General features: G+C 72.6%; 16 protein-coding genes. 2 read left to right on the top strand and 14 right to left on the bottom strand.

The features are described from left to right. Nucleotides 1–59: 59 nt before the first annotated feature. From ABD194_RS02720 to htpX, 4 genes are all read right to left on the bottom strand, one after another. Nucleotides 60–644, bottom strand: a complete 585-nt coding sequence (locus ABD194_RS02720; RefSeq protein WP_343987121.1) for a GNAT family N-acetyltransferase — start codon at nucleotides 642–644, stop codon at nucleotides 60–62. Then, nucleotides 641–1,441, bottom strand: a complete 801-nt coding sequence (locus ABD194_RS02715) for a hypothetical protein (protein WP_343987118.1) — start codon at nucleotides 1,439–1,441, stop codon at nucleotides 641–643. Before ABD194_RS02715 ends, ABD194_RS02720 begins: the two co-directional genes overlap by 4 nt. Nucleotides 1,442–1,491: 50 nt before the next feature. Further along, on the bottom strand, nucleotides 1,492–3,990 hold the full coding sequence (pepN, locus tag ABD194_RS02710) for an aminopeptidase N (protein WP_343987115.1): 2,499 nt from the start codon (nucleotides 3,988–3,990) through the stop codon (nucleotides 1,492–1,494). Nucleotides 3,991–4,060: 70 nt separating this feature from the next. Then, a complete protein-coding gene (gene htpX / locus ABD194_RS02705; protein ID WP_343987112.1) occupies nucleotides 4,061–4,933 on the bottom strand; it encodes a zinc metalloprotease HtpX in 873 nt (290 codons plus the stop codon). 217 nt (nucleotides 4,934–5,150) lie between these two features. On the opposite strand from htpX, the gene ABD194_RS02700 reads away from it, so the two are divergent. Next, a complete protein-coding gene (locus tag ABD194_RS02700; RefSeq protein WP_343987108.1) occupies nucleotides 5,151–5,747 on the top strand; it encodes a hypothetical protein in 597 nt (198 codons plus the stop codon). Between the two features lie 254 nt (nucleotides 5,748–6,001). Here the strand turns inward: ABD194_RS02700 and ABD194_RS02695 are convergent, their stop codons facing one another. Genes ABD194_RS02695 through ABD194_RS02650 form a run of 10 tightly spaced genes read right to left on the bottom strand, consistent with a single transcriptional unit; the run spans nucleotide 6,002 to nucleotide 15,509 of the window. Then, a complete protein-coding gene (locus ABD194_RS02695; RefSeq protein WP_343987105.1) occupies nucleotides 6,002–7,582 on the bottom strand; it encodes an NADH-quinone oxidoreductase subunit N in 1,581 nt (526 codons plus the stop codon). After that, a complete protein-coding gene (locus tag ABD194_RS02690; protein WP_343987102.1) occupies nucleotides 7,579–9,084 on the bottom strand; it encodes a complex I subunit 4 family protein in 1,506 nt (501 codons plus the stop codon). The genes ABD194_RS02695 and ABD194_RS02690 overlap by 4 nt, the downstream gene beginning before the upstream one ends. Continuing rightward, nucleotides 9,075–10,994: an NADH-quinone oxidoreductase subunit 5 family protein gene (locus ABD194_RS02685; RefSeq protein ID WP_343987099.1), complete on the bottom strand. Its 1,920-nt coding sequence runs from the start codon at nucleotides 10,992–10,994 to the stop codon at nucleotides 9,075–9,077. Before ABD194_RS02685 ends, ABD194_RS02690 begins: the two co-directional genes overlap by 10 nt. Next, nucleotides 10,991–11,377, bottom strand: a complete 387-nt coding sequence (gene nuoK / locus ABD194_RS02680) for an NADH-quinone oxidoreductase subunit NuoK (protein ID WP_343987096.1) — start codon at nucleotides 11,375–11,377, stop codon at nucleotides 10,991–10,993. The genes ABD194_RS02685 and nuoK overlap by 4 nt, the downstream gene beginning before the upstream one ends. After that, nucleotides 11,374–12,018: an NADH-quinone oxidoreductase subunit J family protein gene (locus tag ABD194_RS02675; RefSeq protein WP_343987092.1), complete on the bottom strand. Its 645-nt coding sequence runs from the start codon at nucleotides 12,016–12,018 to the stop codon at nucleotides 11,374–11,376. The genes nuoK and ABD194_RS02675 overlap by 4 nt, the downstream gene beginning before the upstream one ends. Next, nucleotides 12,015–12,908 (bottom strand): NuoI/complex I 23 kDa subunit family protein, encoded by an 894-nt coding sequence (locus ABD194_RS02670; RefSeq protein WP_343987089.1) that lies wholly within the window; start codon nucleotides 12,906–12,908, stop codon nucleotides 12,015–12,017. The genes ABD194_RS02675 and ABD194_RS02670 overlap by 4 nt, the downstream gene beginning before the upstream one ends. A 60-nt stretch (nucleotides 12,909–12,968) precedes the next feature. Then, nucleotides 12,969–13,952, bottom strand: coding sequence for an NADH-quinone oxidoreductase subunit NuoH (nuoH, locus tag ABD194_RS02665; RefSeq protein ID WP_343987087.1), 984 nt, complete (start codon nucleotides 13,950–13,952; stop codon nucleotides 12,969–12,971). After that, nucleotides 13,949–14,473 (bottom strand): NADH-quinone oxidoreductase subunit C, encoded by a 525-nt coding sequence (locus tag ABD194_RS02660; protein WP_343987085.1) that lies wholly within the window; start codon nucleotides 14,471–14,473, stop codon nucleotides 13,949–13,951. The genes nuoH and ABD194_RS02660 overlap by 4 nt, the downstream gene beginning before the upstream one ends. Beyond that, complete coding sequence (locus ABD194_RS02655) at nucleotides 14,470–15,150, bottom strand: NADH-quinone oxidoreductase subunit B (RefSeq protein ID WP_425579931.1); 681 nt, start codon at nucleotides 15,148–15,150, stop codon at nucleotides 14,470–14,472. Before ABD194_RS02655 ends, ABD194_RS02660 begins: the two co-directional genes overlap by 4 nt. Continuing rightward, on the bottom strand, nucleotides 15,150–15,509 hold the full coding sequence (locus ABD194_RS02650; RefSeq protein ID WP_343987082.1) for an NADH-quinone oxidoreductase subunit A: 360 nt from the start codon (nucleotides 15,507–15,509) through the stop codon (nucleotides 15,150–15,152). The genes ABD194_RS02655 and ABD194_RS02650 overlap by 1 nt, the downstream gene beginning before the upstream one ends. 167 nt (nucleotides 15,510–15,676) lie before the next feature. On the opposite strand from ABD194_RS02650, the gene ABD194_RS02645 reads away from it, so the two are divergent. Beyond that, nucleotides 15,677–17,575 (top strand): 2-oxoacid:acceptor oxidoreductase subunit alpha, encoded by a 1,899-nt coding sequence (locus ABD194_RS02645; protein ID WP_343987078.1) that lies wholly within the window; start codon nucleotides 15,677–15,679, stop codon nucleotides 17,573–17,575.

The following is a 17,575-nucleotide window of genomic DNA, read 5'->3' as shown; positions in this document are numbered from 1 at the left end:
CCAAGGGCCTCGGCCCGTGGTGCCGGCGGAACTCGCCGGCCCGTGGAGTCCCTTGCGGCTCAGTCGAGCCGCTTCGCGTACCAAGCCTCGGCATAGACGTTGTGCGAGAAGGCCGGCACCTCGACCCAGCCGTTGCGCAGGTAGATCGAGCGGGCCTCGACCAGGTCGAGCCGGGTGTCCAGCCGGATCGCCGCCACACCCCAGACGCGGGCCACCTCCTCGGCACAGAGCAGCAGGCTCGTGCCCAGGCCCGCCCCGCGCAGCTCGGGACGCACGTAGAGCCGTCGCACCTCGGCCACCCTCGTGCCGGTGTCGTCCCGGAGGCGGCGCAGGCCCACGCACCCGGCCAGCAGGGTCGGGTCCTCGGTGCTGCGCGCCACGAGGAACTCCCCCGTGGGCGGGATGAGGTCGTCGCTGCGCATGCGGGGGAAGCCTGTCTCGATCTCCTCGGGGGTCGAGTCCCGTCCCTCGTGCAGCCGGTACCAGCGGTCGCTGACCTCGACGTAGTAGTCCCTCAGCAGCTCCTCGCACGCCGGGTCGCGCACGTCGCCCAGCTCGATGACCCAGTCACCGGCGTCAGGTCGCGAAGGACCGCCGGAGACGTCCGGGCCGCCTAAGGAGTCGGGGCTGGCGGGACCGCTCATCTGGCAGCCTCCCGCTCCTCGGCCGGCAGTGGCTCGGCGACGGCGAGCCCGTCGGCGATGATCTCGGCCATGAACGCGAGCAGGTCGCGTCGACGGCGACCCGGGTCGGCGGCATACGCCGTCGGGGCGTCGGGACGCTCCCGCACGCGCAGTGCCTCCTCGACGATCTCCCGGTGGGTGGGATAGTCCCCGAGCGCCCAGCGTCCGGCGCCCGACTTCGAGGTCGGGCGGCCGGTACGCAGCAGGTGGACGAGCCGCGCGGCACCGAGGGCACCCCACTCGGCCGCCTGTGGCAGCGAGGCCTCGCGCGGATGGTGCTCCATCGCGGCCAGCTGCGAGCGCCAGTACGTCTCGAGGTTGCGGCGGGTCGCCTCCCGGAGCGCGGCGTCGTCGCTCCAGACGTCCAGGTCGCCGAGGGGCGTGCCGCGCACGGTGATCCCGTGGTCCCGCAGCTCGCGCCACGTGATGTGCGTGACGTCAGCGTGGGTGCCGACGTCGAACCACTGGTGCAGAGTCCCGGGCACGTCAGGCACCAGCTCCGGTGAGCCCGCAAGGTCCTGGGCCACGAGGTAGAAGCCGTCGTAGGCCGGTTCGGGCCAGCGGCGGTCGATCTGCGCGTGCAGGCTGCGGAGCGCCTCGACCTCGTCGCCGGTCGCCCGGTGGGCCGTGAGGGCGACGAAGTCGATGTCGCTGCCGCCGTGGAACTCCCCGCCGAATCCCAGGGAACCGTGGAGGTAGAGGCCCTCGAGCAGCCCCGGACACCCCGCCTCGAGCAGCTCGACATGGGCGTCCGTCACCTCACGGACCACCTGCGGCAGGGACGCACGCCCGACCACGACCCCGCCCGTCAGACCGCCGCGCCGAAGGTCTGGCGCGAGGCGAGCGCCTCGCGCAGCTCGGCGTCGGCGTCGACGAGGGAGCGGTGGACGGCCGGCGTCAGGTCGTCGCGGGCGATGGTCTTCGCACTGAGCCTCGCCGTCTCCTCGGTGAAGACCCGCGGGAAGGCGACGAGCACGACGCGGGACAGGGCGTCCTCGCCCACCCAGTCCGACATGGCAGGCACGTCGGTGAAGTAGCGCGGGACGTAGTCGGCGACGAGGGCGTCGTCAGGTGCCACCCACAGGCCGCGGGCCAGGTGCACCATCTCGTAGTTGGAGCGCCCCTCACGACCCGTCAGCTGCCGCCAGGCCCACGCCTTGGCCTGGGGCTCCGGCAGGCTGGCGCGGCACATCAACGCGTTGAGGCCGCCCTGGAGCGTGTCGTCCTTGGCCCGGAAGGCGTCCACCTCCTCGACGCCGATGAGCCCGCGGGCCGCGAGGTTGCGCACGACGATCCAGCGGAAGTCGCCGTCGTCCTCGAGGCCCGCCGGGAGCCCTTCGCCGTCCGCCCACGCACGCAGCAGCGCCTCGTCGTCGCTGGTTCCGGCGACGAGCCGGGCGGCCGCGAGGGACTCGGTCGTGCCGGGCTCTGCGCCCTCGAGCAGCCCGGCCGCGGCGCGGTTGAGCCTGGTCGTGGCGGCGTCCTGCTCGGGGCGCGGCACGAAGTACGGCACGATCCGGTGCTCCGCGTACGCCGCCACCCGGGTGAGGATCGAGGAGTTCGTCTCCTGCGGCCACGCCGCGTCGAAGACGTCGAGGAAGGCCTCCGGGGAGACGGTGGCCCCGTGGACGCCGTCGATGAGCGCCGACCAGACGACGGCGCGGGCCTGCTCGTCGGGGACCTGGGCCAGCTGGGCGGGCAGGGCTGCGATGGTCGAGTCGGAGAGGCGTACGCGTGCCCACGTCAGGTCGGACGCGTTGGGCACGAGCACTGCCGGCTCGGGCGTGCCCTCGAGCTCGGCGAGTGTCGTCACGGGGCCGGTGACGGTCGTGGAGACACGGCCCAGCTCGCGCCCGTCGGTCCAGCCCGCCACGTCGAAGGTGTGGGGACGGTCGGCGGGGCGGTCGGCCGGCGACTCGCGCAGCACCTGCGCCCGCTCGACGACGCCGTTCTGCTCGTCGACCTCGACCGAGATCGTGTCGCGGTCGGCGGTCAGCAGCCACGCGCGCGACCACGCCTCGAGGTCCTTGCCGCTCGATGCCTCGATGGCGCCGAGGAAGTCGGCGAGCGTGCCGTTCCCGAAGGACTTGTCGGTCAGGTAGGCGCGGACACCCGCGATGAAGCGGTCGTCCCCGACGTACGCGATGAGCTGGCGCAGCGCGGCCGCGCCCTTGGCATACGAGATCCCGTCGAAGTTCTGCAGCGCGCTCTGGGCGTCGAGGGCCTCGACCCCGGCAACCGCATGGGTCGAGGGCGAGCGCTCGGCGCCGTAGCCCCACACCTTGCGCACGATCGAGGAGTCGACCCAGGCGTCGGCGTAGTCGGTGGCGTCCACGAGGCAGCGGTGCGACATGTACTCGGCGAAGCTCTCGTTGAGCCAGAGGTCGTCCCACCACTGCATCGTCACCAGGTCGCCGAACCACATGTGCGACATCTCGTGGCTGACCGTGTTGGCGCGCGTCAGCAGCTCGTCACGGGTCGCGGCGCCGCGGTAGAGGTACTGGTCGCGGAAGGTGACGCAGCCGGGGTTCTCCATGGCGCCGGCGTTGAACTCCGGCACGAAGACCTGGTGATACTCCCCGAACGGGTAGCGGATGCCGAAGAGGCCGTGGAAGTAGTCGAAGGAGCGCTTGGTCACGTCGAACAGCTCGGCCGCGTGGCGCTCGAGCGGCTCGCGGAGCGAGGCGCGCGCGTGGATGCCCAGCGGTATGCCGTCGTGCTCGTCGCGCACGGACACGTACGGCCCGGCGCACACCGTCATGAAGTAGGTGGCGAGGGGCCGGGTCGCGGCGAGGGTCCACGTGCCGTCGGCCCCACGGGTGGCAGCCCCGTTGCCGACGACGGTCCAGTCGTCGGGTGCGTGCACCGTGACGTCGTAGGGCGCCTTGAGGTCGGGCTGGTCGAAGCAGGCGTAGACGCTCGGGGCCGCGTCGAGGAACAGGTGCCCGTAGACGTAGTCCTGTCCGTCAGCCGGGTCGGTGGCGCGGTGCAGGCCCTGGCCGTCGTGGCTGTAGGCCATCGTCGCGACGACGGTCAGCTCGTTGTCGCGGGCGAGACCGGGCAGGACGAGCCGGCCCTCGGCGACCTGCGCCGGGTCGAGGCTCTCGCCGTTGAGCACGACGCTCTCCACGGAGCGGGCCTTGACGTCGACCCAGGAGACGGCGCCCGGAGTCGCGCAGCCGAACCTCAGGACCGTGCGCGAGCCGAAGACGTCCGGGCCCTGGTCGAGGTCGAGCTCGACGGCGTACGAGGTGACGGTGATCAGCGAGGATCGCTCGCGGGCTTCGGCCAGGGTGAGACTGCGCATGGGAGCGAGCCTGCCAGATGCACCGGCCCTCCGTCTCCGGGGTTGCCCAGCCGGACCCGGGCGAGCGCAGTCAGCGCTGGACCGGGCCGCCGGCCATGCCCTCGAGCCGCGCGATGCGCTGGTCCATCGGCGGGTGGGTCGAGAGGAACCGCGTGACGTCCTGGGCCCGGAAGGGGCTCGCGATCATCATGTGGCTCGCGTTCACGACATCCTGGGACGGGGCCAGGGGGGCCCGCGCGACCCCGAGCTCGAGCTTGCGCAGCGCGGAGGCCAGCGCGAGCGGGTCGCCGGTCAGCTTCGCGCCGTCCTCGTCGGCGTCGTACTCGCGGGTGCGGCTGATCGCCATCTGGATCATCATCGCGGCCAGTGGCGCGAGCAGGCTCATCGCGAGCAGGGCGAACGGGTTGGGGCGGTCCTCGTCGGAGCCCCCGCCGAACATGCTGGTGAACATCAGCATCTGGCCGATCGAGGTGATGACGCCGGCGACGGCGGCCGCCACCGAGCTGGTGAGGATGTCGCGGTTGTAGACGTGCATGAGCTCGTGGCCGAGCACGCCCCGCAGCTCGCGCTCGTCGAGCAGGCCGAGGATGCCCTCGGTGCAGCAGACGGCGGCGTTCTGCGGGTTGCGGCCCGTCGCGAACGCGTTGGGCGCCTGGGTGGGGCTGATGTAGAGCCGCGGCATGGGCTTGCCTGCGGCCGTGGAGAGCTCGCGGACGATGCGGTACATCGCCGGCGCCTGCGCCTCGGACACGGGGTAGGCGTGCATGGCCCGGATGGCCAGCTTGTCGCTGTTCCAGTAGCCGTAGAACGTCGTCGCGACGCCGATCAGCGCGAAGACCCAGATGAAGCGGCCACCCCCGACCAGCGCACCGAGGCCGAGCAGCAGGGCCCAGATGCCGCCGAAGAGGGCAGCAGTCTTCAGCCCGTTGAAGTGGTTGTGCATGCCCGCTCAACGAGTGGCCGGCAACGCGTGTTCCCGCTGGGAGTCCGCTGGGAGCTCGCGCCGGGAGCGGGCGGTCGGCGTGCGTGACACGTGCGTGACACTGCGTGACACACGTCTCATGTCCGACTTGTCGAAAACAAGAAATCTCCTACTACGTGCCGTAGTAGTTTGGCGGTGTTGGGAAACACCGACATCCCTTCTCCGAAAGAAGCGAACGATGCGCAAGACACTCGACAAGCTGATCTCCTGGACCGGCCTCCTTCTCGCCGTGGTCCTCCTCGTGGCAGGTGGCCTGCTCACCTACGCCCACAGCTTCGTCGCCAACCAGGTCGAGCAGCAGCTGAGCCAGCAGGACATCACGATGCCCGGCGCAGCGGCCCTGGAGACGCAGGACCAGAAGGACGCCCTCCTGCAGTACGCCGGGCAGAAGATGACCACCGGCGACCAGGCCAAGGCCTTCGCCGACCACTACATCCTCGTGCACATGAACGCCGCCTCGAACAACCGCACCTACGAGGAGGTCTCGGGTGACTTCATGAAGATGTCGAAGGACCCCAACGCCGACCAGGCCAAGGTCGCCGAGCTCGGCCAGCTGCGCCAGACGCTGTTCATGGGCAACACCCTGCGCGGCCTGCTCCTCAACGCGTACGCCTTCGGCACCATGGGCACGATCGCCCTCTACGCCGCCATCGGTGCCTTCGTCGCAGCGGGTGTCTTCCTGGTCCTCGGCCTCTTGGGCCTGCGCCACGCGAAGACCGCCGAGGACCTCAGGTCTGTGAGCGCCGAGCCCCGGCGAGTCCCCCAGACCGCCTGACCCCACCAGACCAGGCCGCCCGTTTCAGCAGCCAGACGCCCGGCCGCACCGAGAGCCCCGAGGCACCACCCTCGGGGCTCTTCGCTGTCCGTGGTTCGGTGCACGGCACCGGGAGGGATGACCCACCTTCCCGGCGGCCGGGCTCGTCCGTGAGCGTGGCGCAGGCCCGTCCGTGGCGAAGCCGGGTCATCCGTCCCCGCTCGGTGCGGGTGCTCCCCGGTCCAGCCGTCCGGCGGTGGGTGCCGGGCCGACCCTCAGCCGAGCAGTCGCAGCAGCAGGTCCGGCTGCACGCTGACCATGACGAGCACGGCGGACGCGAGCACGAGACCGGCGACGAGCGCCGGACGTCGCCGCGCCGCGGCGAGCGCCTCGGCAGCCGGCTGGCGCGGCGCCGCCCTCCCCTCGGGGACGGTGATGACACCCCGGAGCCAGCGCAGGTAGACGGCCACGCCCATCACGGCGTTGACCGCGGCGATGACGGCGAGCCACACCCACCCCTCGGCCACGACGGGGCGCAGCGCCGTGATCTTGCCGACGAGGCCGATGACGCCCGGGGGCAGTCCTGCGAGCGAGGTCAGCGCGAGGGCGAGCGCGCCGGCGCGCCAGGGGTTGCGCTGCCACAGCCCGTCGTATGCCGAGAGATGCCGACCGCGACCCGGCTCGTCGCGCAGAGTGACCGCGACGACGGCAAAGGCCACCAGCGTCGCGACGAGGTAGGTCAGCAGGTAGGTCGCGCTGGCCGTGACGCCGAGGGCGGAGATGCTGACGAGGGGCAGCACGACCCAGCCGGCCTGGGCGACCGTGGACCACGCGAGCAGCCGCACGACGTCGTCCTGGCGCAGGGCCATGACGTTGCCGAGCGTCATGCTGAGCGCAGCGAGGATCGCGATCGAGAGCAGGGCCGGCGTCCCGAGCACCGAGACCGCCCGCAGCACCACGAGCAGGGCCGCGAGCGCGGCCACCTTGGACACCGTGGCGAGGAACGTCGCCACCGCCACCGACGAGCCGGCGTATGCCGTCGGCGTCCACGCGTGGAACGGCACGAGCGAGAGCTTGAACCCGACGCCCGCCACCACCAGGACGGTGGCGAGGGCCACCAGGCCGGCGGACACGGACGGGAACACGACCGCCGTGGCGCCGGCCCCCGTGCCCGCCGCGAAGGCACCGCCCGTCGACAGCGCCGCGTCGGGGGTCAGGAACGGGCTGCCGGTCGCCGTGAACCAGAGGGCGACCCCGAGGACGAGGAGCGCGAACGACACCAGGGAGGTGACGAGCAACTGGGTGGCCCCCGCCACCGCCGACCGCCGTCCCGAGAGGGCGACGAGCGCGATGACCGGCAGCGTGGCGAGCTCGAGCGCGACGAGCCAGGTGCCCACGTCACGGCTGGCCGCGACGACGACGGTGCCGGCGAGGGCGGCGAGCAGCAGCACGGCCTCCACCGGCTCGCGGGTGCTGCCGACGGGGCGGACCCGCCGGGTGCCCGGCCAGGCGAGGGCGATGCACACCAGGGCCGCGAGGGCCGCAGCGAGCTGCAGCGTGCTGCCGAGAGCGTCGGCCTGCCACAGGCACACCTGCGGCAGCCCTTCGATGGCAGGGAGCGAGCCTCGCGCCGCAGCCCGTCCGGTCAGGCAGAAGGTCTGCCGCGTGGAGCCGCCGCCGAGCGCCAGGCCGGGGACGGTCGCGAGCGCCGAGCCGAGGGCAGCCAGCCCGGCGACGGCATACGGGAAGCGTCGCAGGCGGGGGTCGACGAGGTCGGCCACGAGCACGACAACGAGACCGACGACCGGCAGGAGGGCGGGCAGCACGGTGGCGTAGTCGACGGTGAGGCCCTTCACCGGCCCGCCCCCAGTCCGGACAGCAGTCCGGTCGTCGCGGCGTCGGACAGGCCGAGCAGCAGGTGCGGCACGATGCCGAGCGCCACGACCACCACGACGAGGGTCAGGACGACGGCGTAGCGCACCCCGCGGGTGTCGAGGACCGGCTCGGCTGCCGGGCCGGTGGCCGCCTCGCTCCCCTCCCCCGCCCACACGATGCGGGCCACCCGCAGGGAGTAGCCGGCCGCCAGGGCCAGGCCCACGGCGCCGAGCACGACGCAGGCGCGCAGGAGCGCGACGGGTCGGTCGGGCGCGGGTGACCAGGCGGCATACAGGGCCAGGAACTCGCCCCAGAAGCTCACGAGGCCCGGGAGCCCGAGCGCGGCGGCGAGCCCGACGACGAGCGCGAAGCCGAAGCGGGGCGCCCTGTCGCGCAGGGCCGCCCGGGCCACGCGGAGGTCGGCCGAACCCCACTGCTCCTTGAGGTCACCGACGACGAAGAAGAGCAGGGCCGAGACGACGCCGTGCGCGATGTTGCCGAAGAGCGCCGCCTGCAGGCCCGTCTCGCTGCCGGAGGCGATGGCGAGGGCGACGAAGCCCATGTGCGCCACCGAGCTGTAGGCGATGAGGCGCTTGAGGTCGCGTTCGACGAGGCAGGCCAGGCCTCCCCAGAGGATGCCGACGACACCGAGGAGCGCCAGCACCGGGCTCAGCTCGGCGACGCCCCGCGGGACGGTCGCGACGGCCAGCCGCACGATGCCGTAGGTGCCCATCTTGAGCAGCACGGCAGCCAGGAGCACCGAGCCCGCCGTCGGCGCGATGGTGTGGGCGGAGGGCAGCCAGGTGTGCAGCGGCCACAGCGGCACCTTGATCCCGAGCCCGAGCAGCAGCAGTGCCGCGATGGTGACCTGCAGCGACCGGGACAGCCCGGCGCCGTGCCGTGCGGCGAGGACCGTGAGGTCGCTCGTGCCCTGGTGGTGCACGAGGAGCAGGATGCCGACGAGCATCAGGGTCGAGCCCAGGGCGGTGAAGAGCACGAAGCGGCCCGCGGCGTCGGCGCGCGTCTCGTCGGGCACGTGCTCGTCACCGAAGCGGCGCACGAGCACCCACATCGGCACGAGGACGACCTCGAAGGCGATGAAGAAGAGGACGGCGTCGCGGGCCGTGAACGTCGCGAGCGCTCCCGCCTCGACGAGCAGGATGCAGCCGAGGAAGGTCGAGCCGGTGCCCCCCTTGGGGATCGGCCCCGACAGGGCGTGGGCCACGACCGCGACGGTCAGCACCGCGGTGAGCAGCACGAGCGCGGCGGAGATGCCGTCGACGCCGAAGTGCCACCGGACGCCGAGCGATCGGATCCACGGCGCGTCCAGCTGCTGCCGGTCCGCCACGACGACGACCGCGAGGACGGCGGTCACGAGGGCGACGCCGTGGGCGATGCCGCGTTCGACCTGGGACTCCCCCGGGATCGCGATGCAGGCGATGGCGCCGAGCAGGGGCAGCAGGAGCATGAGGGTCAGCGCCACGCCGTCACCCCCAGGATGGCGACGAGCACCGCACCGACGAGCAGGCTCAGCACCGACAGCGAGGGCACGGCCCGGTGGCCACGCTCCCCCGCGCGTCCGGCCGCACGGGCCACGACGGCCGCTGCCCGCGGGTAGGCGTCGACGACGTCGCGGTCGAGCGCCACCACGAGGCGTGCCGTTGCCGTGACGGCGCGCCCGAAGGCCACGTATGCCGTGTCGGCGCCGAAGCCCCGGACCGCCGAGTCCCGCACGGGGGCCGGGATGCGCTCGGCCGCGTCGACGCGGCCGCGGTCGCTGAGGGACCACACGGCATACGCGGCCCCGGCGATGAGCAGGACGGACAGCAGCGTGCTCAGGATCCCGACGTGGACGGCGCCGCGCAGGCTGAGCAGGAAGAGGACGCCGACGACGGTCAGGGCCGCGAGGACCGACACGACCAGCGCCGCGGACAGCGTGATCGTGGGGTGGCCGTGGGCGTGGACGCGCTCGACCTCGGCGTCGTCGGCGCTGTCGGTGCTGGTCACGACGGCGACCTCCTCCTCGGCGACGACGGCCGGCTGGGACTGCGGCTGTCCTGAGGCGCCGGCGGCGGCCACGGGCGTGTCGAGGAGCAGCCACGCCCGGGTGCAGTAGGCGGCGGTGAGGACGACCGTCACGAACAGCGCGACGACGACGAGCCACGTCCGCGGGCCACCGCCGCTCGTGGCGCCCTCGAGGGCTGCGTCGATGACGGTGTCCTTGCTGAAGAAGCCGACCAGCGGCGGCACCCCCGCGAGGGCGGCGAGGCCGATGCCCATCGACCAGCGCAGCGCCCCGGTCGGGCGCAGGCGTCCACGCAGCGCCACGATCGCGGTGGCCCCGGCCAGGACCGACAGCCAGCCGGCGCCGAGGAAGAGCAGTGCCTTGAAGAAGGCGTGGGCGATGAGGTGACCGACGCCGGCGCCGGGCCCGAGCTCGGCCGGTGCGGCTGCAAGAGCCGAGAGCATGATCGCGACCTGGCTGAGGGTGGAGTAGGCGAGCATCCGCTTGAGGTCGGTCTGCGCCAGCGCCAGCAGGGCCGCGTAGACCATGGTGACCGCGGTGAGGACGGCGAGCAGCGTGCGGGCGCCGTCGTGCTCGGCGTAGAGCGGGAAGAGTCGCGCGATGACGTAGGTGCCGGCCGCGACCATGGTGGCGGCGTGGATGAGGGCGGACGCCGGGGTGGGGCCCTCCATGGCGTCGGGCAGCCAGTCGTGGAACGGCACGAGGCCCGACTTGCCGGCCACGCCGATCACGACGCCGACGAGCCCGATCGTCAGCAGCGTGTGGTTGCCGGGGGCCGAGAGCACGGTCATGAGGTCGGTGGAGCGGGCCCGCACCGACAGGGAGACGATGCCGACGACCATGCCGATGTCGGCGACCCTCGTCACGAGGAACGCCTTGTAGGCCGCCCGGCGCGCCGCGTGGCGCTCGCTGTCGTGCCCGATGAGCAGCCACGAGCACCAGCCCATGACCTCCCAGCCGACCAGGGTGAGCACGAGGTCGCCGGACTGGACGACGAGGAGCATCCCGGATGCGAAGAGCGAGACCGTGGCCGCGAACCGCGCGTAGCGGGGGTCGTCGCGCAGGTACCACGTCGTGAACACGTGAATGGCGAGCACGACCACGGCGACGACGAACGCCGACAGGCCGGAGAGCCGGTCGGAGAGCAGGCGCAGCGGGACGGAGAGGTCACCGAGGGGCAGGCGCCCCAACGTGCCGATGTCGGCGGTGCGTGCCGGGATGATCCACTCGACGAGCGCCAGCAGCGTGACGACGGCCGAGGCTGCGACGGCGACGGCCGCGGAGAGGGCCCGCTGGCGCCGTGTCAGCAGCCCGGCGAGGGCTGCGATCGCCGGCAGCGCCACGATCGCCCGCACGACCCAGCTCAACGGACGACCCTTCCGGCGGGGGCGGAGTGCCCGGGGCCCTCAGCCGTGTGCTCGGCCGTGTCCTCGACGGCGTCCTCGCTGAGGTCGGGCACGGCCGTGAGGTCGATGTGGCCGGCCCGGCGGAACATCACCAGGATGATCGCCAGGGCCACGGTGATCTCGGCTGCGGCGATCGTGATGACGAAGAGGGTGAGGACCGGGCCGGCGGAGAACGCCGCGCCCGCGGTCCGGGTGCCGGCCGTGACGAGCAGCAGGTTGGCGGCGTTGAGGATCAGCTCGACCCCGATCAGCACGAGCACCGCGTTGCGGCGGGCGAGGACGCCGTAGACCCCGAAGGCGGCGAGCAGGGCGGCGAGGGCGGCGGGCAGCGACAGGTGGATCACGCGCGGTCACCGCCGGTCGGCGCAGGGGCGACCGCGGTGGCGCCGTGGTGCGCCCCTGCCCTGCCGTCGCCCACCGACGGTGGGCCGTCGGCCACCGCTCGGTCACCGTCGCTCGCGCCTCGACCGACGCCGCGGTCACCGATCACGAGCCGCGACACGGCGAAGGCGCCGATGAGCGCGACGAGCAGCAGCACCGAGAGCAGCTCGAAGGGCCACACCCACGTGCCGAAGACCGCCTGCGCGATCTGCGGGGTGGCGCTGGGCCTGGTGTCGAGGTCGGCGGTCGCGCCGGAGAAGAACGGCAGCAGCAGCGACGCCAGGAGCACGGCCGTCGCCGCCCCGAGCAGCGCGCCCGCGACGCGCTGCCACCACGGGGTGTCGATCTCGGCGTGCGGGCCGATCGGCGCCCGGGTCAGCATCAGGGCGAAGAGGACGAGCACGACGATGGCGCCGACGTAGACGAGCAGCTGGACCAGGCCGACGAGCTCCTGGCCGAGGACCAGGTAGGCGCCGGCGAGCGAGCCGAGCGACACCAACAGCCACAGCGCCGCGTGCACGACGTGCTTCGTCGTGACCGACAGCAGCGCCGACAGCGCGGTGACGGCACCGACGGCGGTGAAGACGATGTCGCGGGTGGTCACTCGGTGCCGCCCCCGATGCCGCCCTGGGCGTCGTCCTGGGAGTCGTCCCGGGAGCCGCGCTCGCCGGCTCCGCTGACGCCGCCGTCGCCTCCATCGGTTCCGTCCGTCGTGCCCTCCTCGGTCGTGGACACGCTCGGCAGCACCTGCGTCGTGTCCCCTTGTGCCGCTGCGGCATCCGCCGCCTCGGCGACAGGGAGCGTCGCGGTCTGCTCGGGGTCCGAGGGAGGCGCCACCGTGCCGGGGGCACCCGGCTCCGGTGCCTCGACGGCGGGCAGGACCTTCGTCCGCTCAGCAGGTGGCGGGGCGTCCTCGGACTGCCGGCGCGTCCGGGCCGGGCGGGCAGCGGCGCCGGCTCCACGCGTGCCCCCAGCGCCGGGGGCGCCACGTGGTGGCCTGGCTGCCGCGGCGACCTCGGCCGGGTCGACGCTGCCCGGGTCGAGCGCCGGCGGCGCGGGCACCGTCGCCATCCACGCACCGAGGCGGTCCTTCTCGTGCAGCAGGTCGCGGATGTCGAGCTCGGCGTACTCGAACTCGGGGCTCCAGTGCAGGGCGTCGAAGGGGCAGACCTCGATGCAGATGCCGCAGTACATGCAGAGCGAGAAGTCGATGGCGAACCTGTCGAGGACGTTGCGCTGCCGGGCGCGGCCGCCCGGCGTCGTCGGCGGCAGCTCCTCCTTGTGCGAGTCGATGTAGATGCACCAGTCGGGGCACTCGCGCGCGCAGAGCATGCACGACGTGCAGTTCTCCTCGGTGAGCGCGATGACGCCCCGCGAGCGCGGCGGCAGCGCCGGCGCGACGTCGGGGTACTCGGCCGTGTGCGTGTGCCGGGTCAGGGACTTCGCGGTCGTCGCGAGCCCCTTGACCAGCCCCGGGAGTATGCCGTCACCCACGCCCGCTCACCCCTTCCTCCGCTCGTTCCCCGTCATCCACACTGTGCTGCTGCCGAGTCCTCATGAGGTCAGCACCACCCCGACGGCGGTGACGGCCAGCTGCAGGAGCGCCATCGGCACGAGCCACACCCAGGCGAGGCGCTGGAGCTGGTCCTCACGCATGCGCGGCCAGGACACGCGCAGCCAGATCACGACGACCGCGACGAGGAAGCCCTTGAGCAGCGTCCACAGCCAGCCGAGCCAGGACTCGAGCGGCCCCGCCCAGCCGCCGAGGTAGAGCACGGCGAAGAGCAGCGACATGACGACGATGCCGGCGTACTCGGCCAGAAGGAAGAACGCGAAGCGCAGCCCGGTGTACTCGGTGAAGGCGCCGAAGACGATCTCCGAGTCGGCGAGCGGCATGTCGAACGGCGGCCGCTGCAGCTCCGCGAGCGCCGCGACGAGGAAGACGACCGCACCGGGGGCCTGCCACAGCAGCCACCAGGGGTTCCACGCGTTCGCGATGCCGACGAGCGACAGGGTGCCGGCGGCGAGCGCGACCGACGCGACGGCGAGCACCATCGGCAGCTCGTAGGAGACGAGCTGGGCTGCGGCGCGCATGGCCCCGAGCAGGGAGTACTTGTTGGCCGAGGCCCACCCGGCCATGAGCGTTCCGATGATCCCGACGCCGATGATCGCGAGCACCAGCACGACGCTCGCCTCGACGTCGGCCCCGACGACCCGCGGCGACAGCGGGATGACGGCGAGCGCCACGAGGTACGGGATGAGCGCGACGAACGGCGCCAGCCGGAACGCCCACCGGTCGGCGCGCGCCGGCGTGACGTCCTCCTTCTGGACGAACTTCACCCCGTCGGCGACGAGCTGGGCCCACCCGTGGAAACCGCCGGCATACATCGGCCCGAGGCGTCCCTGCATGTGCGCCATGACCTTGTGCTCGGTCTGCCCGACCAGGAGGGGCAGCACGAGGAACGCGACCAGCACCGCGACCGCCCGGAGCACGACCTCGAGCCAGGGCGCGAGGTGGAGGGTCAGGTGCAGGTTCACCGGGGCCCCCACTCCGGTCCGGGCACGCCCGGAGCCTGCACGCGGCGCCGGCCGGGAGCGCGTGCCGAGTCGTGGCCCTCCCCCGGCTCCTTGGCGCCGGGCCACGCCTTGGACGCCCGGGCGGCGAGGACGAACGACTTGCGCAGCGGCGAGCCCTCGAACCCGTCGGGCAGCAGGAGGGGTCGCAGGCCGAGGCCGCTGCCGTCGTCGAACCCGTCGAAGCCGATGCCGAACATCTCGTGCGTCTCGCGCTCGTGCCACGCGGCCCCACGGAAGACCCCCGTCAGGGACGGCACGGGCCGCCCCTCGGGCGCCCTCGTCCGCAGCAGGACCGAGCGCAGCGCCCGCGGCACCCGGGTGTCGACCAGGTGACACACGAGGTCGAAACCCGCCTCCTCGGCGGCGTCGGTCTGGTCGACGGCCGTCAGCCAGTCGAAGTACGCGTAGCCCTCCTCGCGGAGCTCCTGCATCGTCGCGACCCAGTCGGCGAAGGGCACGTCGCGCACGTCAGTGACCTTCACCGGTCAGCCTCCGCGGGCACGGCTGACCCGGCGGGCGCAGTGGGGGCGGCCGGCCGGTGAAGGAGGGGGCGACGGACGTCGCCGGCGCTGGCGACGCGGCTGCCGGCATACCTCCCCTTGAGCTTGGCCGTGGAGAGGCGCTCGCTCGCGATCTGCTCCTGCAGGCGGATGATCCCGTGCAGCAGCGCCTCCGGGCGCGGCGGGCAGCCCGGGACGTAGACGTCGACGGGCACGATCTGGTCGACGCCCTTCGTCACCGAGTAGGAGTCCCAGTAGGGGCCGCCCGAGTTGGAGCAGGCGCCGAAGGAGATGACGTACTTCGGCTCCGGCATCTGGTCGTAGAGACGGCGGATCGCCGGGGCCATCTTGTCGGTGACGGTGCCCGAGACGACCATGAGGTCGGCCTGGCGCGGGCCCGGGGCGAAGGGGATGACGCCGAGGCGGATGAAGTCGTGGCGGCCCATCGACGCGGCGATGAACTCGATGGCGCAGCAGGCGAGCCCGAAGTTGAAGACCCAGAGGGAGTAGCGCCGGCCCCAGTTGAGCACCACCTTGATCGGCCTGGGCGCGTGGCCGCCGAGGGCGCCCATGGAGGCCGGCCCGACGGTCGGCATCGGAAGGCTGACGGGGTGGTTGGCCTGCTGGTTGGCCTGGTCGTTGGTCGGCTCGCTCGCCATCACACCCACCTCAGCAGTCCGCGGCGCGCCGCGTGACCGAGGCCGAGGACCAGCACGCCGAGGAAGAGGCCCATCTCGACGAGGCTGGCGCGGCCGAGGTCCACGTCGCGGATGACGCTGGCCCACGGGAAGAGGTAGACCGCGTCGACGGCGAAGATGACATAGAGGAAGGAGAAGACGAAGTAGCGCACCTTCGTCTGCGCCCAGCCCTCCCCCACCGGGTCGACGCCCGACTCGTACGTCGTCAGCTTGGCCGGGTGCGGGGCGCGCGGTGCCAGCAGGCGTCGGGCCAGCATCGCTGCCGTGACGAGCAGCACGCCCGCCCCCAGCACCGCTGCGACGGCAACGTACCCGGACATGTCGGCCAGCCTAGTCATGCCGGTATGCCGACGGCTCGGGACGCATGTTCCTGTCCACGACCTGGCAACCGGCACAGATGTCAATAGGGCGCGAACTACGATGTAAAGGTGCTCGCCGCACAGGGCAACGGGCATCTGGGTAGGGAAGTTCGAGGACGTCGCAGAGCATGAGCACCAAACTGGTCCAGAAGCTCGATCGCGTGGTCATCCGGTTCGCGGGTGACTCCGGGGACGGCATGCAGCTCACCGGGGACCGCTTCACGTCGCAGACCGCCCTGCTGGGCAACGACCTGTCGACGCTGCCGAACTTCCCCGCCGAGATCCGGGCGCCGCAGGGCACGCTGCCCGGCGTCTCGAGCTTCCAGCTGCACTTCGCCGACCACAACGTGCTGACGCCGGGCGATGCCCCCGACGTCCTCGTCGCGATGAACCCGGCAGCCCTCAAGGCCAACCTGCGCGACCTGCCGCGCGGCGCGACCGTCATCGTCAACACCGACGAGTTCACCAAGCGCAGCCTCGCCAAGGTCGGCTACGCGACCAACCCGCTCGAGGACGGCACCCTCGAGAGCTACGACGTGCACCCGGTCGCCCTGACCTCCATCGCCGTCGAGGCCTTGGCCGCGTTCACCGACCTGACCCGCAAGGAGAAGGAGCGCGCGAAGAACATGTTCGCGCTCGGCCTGCTCTCCTGGCTCTACACCCGGCCGATGGAGGGCACCGAGGCGTTCCTCAAGGCCAAGTTCGCCGACAAGCCGCAGATCCTCGAGGCCAACCTGACCGCGCTGCGCGCCGGCTACAACTACGGCGAGACGACCGAGGACTTCGCGGTCGCCTACGAGGTCGCGCCGGCGACGATGCCCGCCGGCACCTACCGCAACGTCACCGGCAACGTCGCACTGTCGCTCGGCCTCGTCGCCGCCGCGCACCGCGCGCACCTGCCGCTCTTCCTCGGCAGCTACCCGATCACCCCGGCGTCCGACATCCTGCACACCCTCGCCGGGCTCAAGCGCTACGGCGTCGCGACGATGCAGGCCGAGGACGAGATCGCCGGTGTCGGCGCCGCGCTCGGGGCGTCCTTCGGCGGCGCGCTCGGCGTCACGACCACGAGCGGGCCGGGGCTCGCGCTCAAGGCCGAGACCATCGGCCTGGCCGTGTCGCTGGAGCTGCCGCTCGTGGTCTGCGACATCCAGCGGGGCGGGCCGTCGACCGGCCTGCCCACCAAGACCGAGCAGGCCGACCTGCTCCAGGCGCTCTTCGGCCGCAACGGCGAGTCGCCGGTGGCGGTCGTCGCGCCCGCGACGCCGGCCGACTGCTTCGACACGGCCGTCGAGGCGGTACGCATCGCCACGACGTACCGCACGCCGGTCATCGTCCTGTCCGACGGCTATCTCGCCAACGGCTCGGAGCCGTGGCGGCTGCCGCGCACGGCCGAGCTGCCCGACCTCACGGTCGAGTTCGCGACCGAGCCCAACGCCGTGGACGACAAGGGCGCCCCGACCTTCCACCCGTACCTGCGCGACCCCGAGACGCTCGCCCGGCCGTGGGCGATCCCCGGCACGCCCGGGCTCGAGCACCGCGTCGGCGGCATCGAGAAGGCCGACGTCACCGGCAACATCTCCTACGACCCCGACAACCACGACCACATGACCCGGCTGCGCCAGGCGAAGATCGACGGGATCGCCGACACCATCGCGCCGCTGACGGTCGACGACCCGACGGGCGACGCCGACGTGCTCGTGCTCGGCTGGGGCTCGACCTTCGGGCCGATCGCCGCGGCCGTACGCCTGGCGCGAGCCACCGGCGCCCGCGTGGCCCAGGCGCACCTGCGCCACCTCAACCCGTTCCCCCCCAACACCGGCGAGGTGCTGCGTTCGTACTCCCGCGTCATCGTCCCGGAAATGAACCTCGGCCAGCTCGCGTTGCTGCTACGGGCGAAGTACCTCGTCGACGTCGAGTCGCACACCTCGGTGCGCGGCCTGCCGTTCCAGGCGGGCGAGCTCGCCGACGTCATCGTGTCCGCCGCGACGTCCGTGTCCGACGCGCCCCTGAAGGAGGCCGCCAAGTGA

It is taken from the genome of Terrabacter terrae (assembly GCF_039529575.1).
Classification (GTDB): Bacteria; Actinomycetota; Actinomycetes; order Actinomycetales; family Dermatophilaceae; genus Terrabacter; species Terrabacter terrae.
Note: the sequence above shows the minus strand (reverse complement) of the source record. Positions and strands in the feature narration are given on the sequence as shown.